Origin of the sequence: uncultured Clostridium sp. (assembly GCF_947036855.1) — a bacterium.
Taxonomy (GTDB): Bacteria; Bacillota; Clostridia; order Clostridiales; family Clostridiaceae; genus Sarcina.
The window spans coordinates 1-4,541 of record NZ_CAMQRY010000165.1; the positions used below are offsets into that span (position 1 = coordinate 1).

3 protein-coding genes are annotated in these 4,541 nt (G+C 26.2%); 1 reads left to right on the top strand and 2 read right to left on the bottom strand.

Features of this window, described 5'->3' with window-relative positions; genetic code table 11:
- Window positions 1-146 precede the first annotated feature (146 nt).
- The gene (locus Q0V15_RS11985; RefSeq protein ID WP_297439321.1) at window positions 147-3,407 is read left to right on the top strand and encodes a two-component regulator propeller domain-containing protein; all 3,261 of its coding nucleotides are present in this window, start codon (window positions 147-149) and stop codon (window positions 3,405-3,407) included.
- A gap of 34 nt (window positions 3,408-3,441) precedes the next feature.
- Here the strand turns inward: Q0V15_RS11985 and Q0V15_RS11990 are convergent, their stop codons facing one another.
- A complete protein-coding gene (locus Q0V15_RS11990; RefSeq protein WP_297439324.1) occupies window positions 3,442-4,047 on the bottom strand; it encodes a hypothetical protein in 606 nt (201 codons plus the stop codon).
- A gap of 206 nt (window positions 4,048-4,253) precedes the next feature.
- Window positions 4,254-4,541, bottom strand: a 288-nt coding sequence (locus tag Q0V15_RS11995; RefSeq protein ID WP_297439326.1) for a hypothetical protein, incomplete at its 5' end; no start/stop codon positions are given.

The window sequence follows — 4,541 nt, forward strand, 5'->3', positions numbered from 1 at the left end:
GAATATACATTGCTCTTTTTTTGAACATATAATACGACAAATATTGACAAAGAAATAACAATTTTTAACTATTCTTTATTTGGATTGACCCAGTAAAATGACTGTGTAACTATTAATATAGTTAGGAAAGTAGATTGGGGGACAAAATGAATAATAGATATAGTAGAATGATATTTTTAATAGTTAATTTTATTTCAATAATTATGTTTGCAAATGAAGTAGAAGTTAAAGCAAGTATAAATGATAATTATTTGAATTTTAATAATATAACAACAAATGATGGTTTATCACAAGGAAGTATAGACGATATATTTCAGGATAGTGAGGGTTATATGTGGTTTGCAACAAATGATGGATTAAATAGATATGATGGAAATGAGTTTAAAGTATTAAAAGGTGATAATAATGATATAGCTACAATATGGCCAGGGCTTGTTTCTGATATAGAAGAGGATAAAATGGGATATCTTTGGGTAGGTACAAGTGGTGGTCTTGCTAGAGTAGATAAAAAAAAATTAAAAGCAAAAAGATTTATCACAAATAAAAATGATGAAAAAGGAATATCACATAGTAATATATGGGATGTTTTTAAGGATTCTAAAGGTGATATGTGGGTTGCAACAGAGGATGGAATAAATAAATTTGATTATTCTACTGAAAAATTCACAAAATATACTGTTGATAATAAATCATTAGATAATCATAAAAAAATTAAAGCTTCTTGCATAGAAGAAGATAGTGATGGCGTTATAATAATTGGAACTAAAAATGGTTTAAGAGCAGTTAATCAAAAGATAGGTAAATTAGAGTTTTATATGGGTGATGGAATAGATTTGGTAAATGGTAAAAGTATAATTGATACGTTTAAAGATTCAAAAGAAAATATATGGATTTCAGCTAAGACAGGCGAGTTATATAAAATTACTAAAAATACAAAAAAAATAGAGTTCAAGTTTAATATTGCTGAGGATTTAAATGATGAGAATACATATGTAAAAGTTATAAATGAAGATTTAGAAGGGAATATGTGGCTTGGAAGTAATAGAGGTCTTTATAAATATAATACTATTAAAAATAAAGGTATTTGGTATCAGAGTAAAGAATATGATATTAAAACATTAGTGGATAATTCAATTTTAGATATTTATAAAGATAAATCAGGGCTTATATGGATTGGAACATTAAATGGGATTAGTAGAGTAAACCCAGAGCAAAATTTTATAAATTATAAAAAAAGATTTGGAGAACAAAACTCTTTAAGTGGAGATTCAATATCAGGAATATATGAAGACGAATATGGTGACCTTTGGATTGGTACGTATACAAGTGGACTAAATAAACTTGATAGAGAAAATGACATATACACTCATTATAAACATAAAAAAGAAAATGATAATACTATTGCTAGTGATAGTATTTGGCAGGTAAGAGGTGATGGTAAAGGGAATATATGGGTAGCTACAAGAAATGGACTTAGTAAAATAAATATAAAGACAAATGCAGTTAAAAATTATTTGCATAATAAGGAAGATGAAAATTCTATAATTGATAATGATGTACGTGAGATTTTGATTGATGATAAAGGGTTAATTTGGATAGGGACAAGAAATGGAATAGATATTTTTAATCCAGAAACAGAAGTATTTACAAATTTAAATGAAATACTTATAAATAATGGATTAGATGAGGTTTATGTAAGAAGAATTTTTCAAGCTAGTGATGGAAATTATTATTTAGCTGTAGGATGGAGTAGTGGATTAGTTAAATTAGATGTTAATAAAAAAGAAGTAAAAGTTTATAATCATACACTAGAAGAAGGCAGTAGATTAAGTGATGATGTTATTATGGGGATAAATGAAGGACTCGATGGTGATATTTGGATTGGAACAACTAATGGTCTTAATAGATTAAACCATAAGACAGGTAAAATTAAGCAATATAAAGAAAAACAAGGACTTGCTAATAGTTATGTATATGGTGTTTTAGTTGATTCTGTTGGAGATATTTGGATGAGTACAAATGGTGGTATATCTAAATATGATATTAAAGATAATTATTTTGAAAATTATACATATGCTGATGGACTTCAAAGTAATGAATTTAATGCAATATCAGACTTTAAAAGTAAATCTGGAGAAATGTTCTTTGGTGGGGTAAATGGAGTTAGTAGTTTTAACCCAAAAGAAATAAGCAAAAAGGAAGTAGTGCTTACACCAGTTGTTATAAGTGATTTTAATGCTTACAATAATAAAGAATATTTAAATGATGTAGAATTAAAGCACAGTGAAAATAATTTTAGAGTGAGTTTTATTTTACCAGATTATAGGGATCCAGAAAGTATAAAATATGAATATAAATTAGATGGTTTTGATGATGAATGGGTGTGTGCTGGAAAGAGACGAGAAGTAATGTATACAAATATTTCTCCAGGAAATTATATTTTTAAAGTAAGGGCAGTGTTAAAAGGTGGAGAAAAGAGTAATGAAACTATAATAAAAGTTAAGATAAAGACACCTTGGTATTTCTCACATGTTGCAATAAGCATCTATATTATGATAATAATAGGAATAATTATTATTTCAATTAATTACGTCAAAATTTTAGATGGGCTTATAAAGCAAAGAACATTCCAATTAGATGCAGAAATACTTGCAAAGGATAAGCTTTATGAAGAAAAAGAGGCTTTATATGAAGAGGTTATAAGATATGAAAAATTTAGAAATACTTATTTGGTTAATTTATCTCATGAACTTAGAACACCTTTAAATGTAATATTATCAAGCCAGCAACTTATATCAGCATTAAATAAGCTTGAAGAAGGTATAGAAAGATGTAAGCTTGAAAAATATATGAAAATAATAAAATCTAATTCAGAAAATTTATTAGAAGTAATAAATGATTTAATAGATAGTTCAAAAGTGAAATCTGGAGCTTATAAGATTACTTTAAAAGAAAATGATATAGTTTATATTGTTGAAGAAGTAGCACTTAGTATGAAAAGTTTTATTGAAAATGAGGGCTTAGAGCTTATAATAGACCCTGATATTGAAGAAAAATTAATTATGTGTTCAAAAACAGAGATTGAAAGATGTGTTAGAAATTTAATATCCAATTCTGTTAAATTTACAGAAAGTGGTGGAACTATATTTATAGGAGTTAGAGAAACTGATAATTTTGTTGAAATAATAGTAAAGGATAGTGGAAAAGGAATTTCAAAGGAAGATCAAAGTATAATATTTGATAGATTTACTCAAATTGAAGATGGAGTCTCAAGTAAACATTTTAGTAGTGGAATAGGACTAAACTTAGTTAAGGATTTAACTGAACTTCACAAAGGAACAATTAGTATAATTAGTGAACTGGGAAAAGGTAGTGAATTTATTATAAAATTACCGACTAATATGTAAAAAAAGGTGCTATATAGCACCTTTTTTCTTTTATTTAAAACCAACCATTATCATCATTATCGTAATTATCGTCACGATTATCATTTCCATCAAACATATCACCAATAAAATCTTCAGCAACATCAGAAATTACATTTCCAGCTACATCAGCAGCGATAAGTTCACCAAAGCCAATTCCATTACCATTATTATTTCCACCAAACATTCCACCACCAAAACCAGAATTATTATTCATTCTATTTTGATTCATCTGATCTTGGTTATATCTATTTTGCATCATTTGGTCTTGGTTATATCTATTTTGCATTAATCTTTCTTCTTCAATTCTTCTTTTATCATAAAATTTTCTTTGAATAGAATGACGTTCTTCAAGAGATAAAGGTCTACCTATTTTTCTCTCATATGACATCATATTTTCATAAAGACTGCTCTCATCATTCATTCTTTGCTGTTCAAGTTGTCTGTTTTGATATATTCTATCTTGCATTATTCTTTCTTCAGCCATTTGGTCTTGATACATTCTATTATCATTCATGTTCATATTATTTCTATTTGATTGTCTATTTAATATTTTACCCTCGACAGTACCTTCAACAGCACCACCAATAACATCCTCTATTAATCCTTCAAAAAATCCCATAAAATAACCTCCTTAAAAGCTACATTGTTAATTAAGTCTATATAGTTATAGACTTTTATCATTTGTAATTGTATATATTGATAAAACTAAGTTAAAATAAATTTAAATAAGTTAACAAAATATACATTTGTATGTATTATATCACCAGAAATACTTTATATCAATTATTGATTATTTGTAAAACTAGATTTAATTTAAAGAAAGTGTTATCTATTAAGCTTAGAATAAGAAATATCTATTATAGTAATACTATTATTTAAAATTAGGTCTTTTATATTATTATTTTTAAGTATAGTATTTCTAGATATAAGTTTTCCATTTATCAAAAATATATTTAATAGGCATTCAAATATATCATTATCACTATAATTATTTGATGATATATTAAGAATAAGCTTTCTATTGAAAAATAATAATTTGGATAGAAGAACTTGAACTCCTTCTTCTATGCTAATTGGAAATAGAAGTTTATTAGTGATAAAAACAATAAAAAG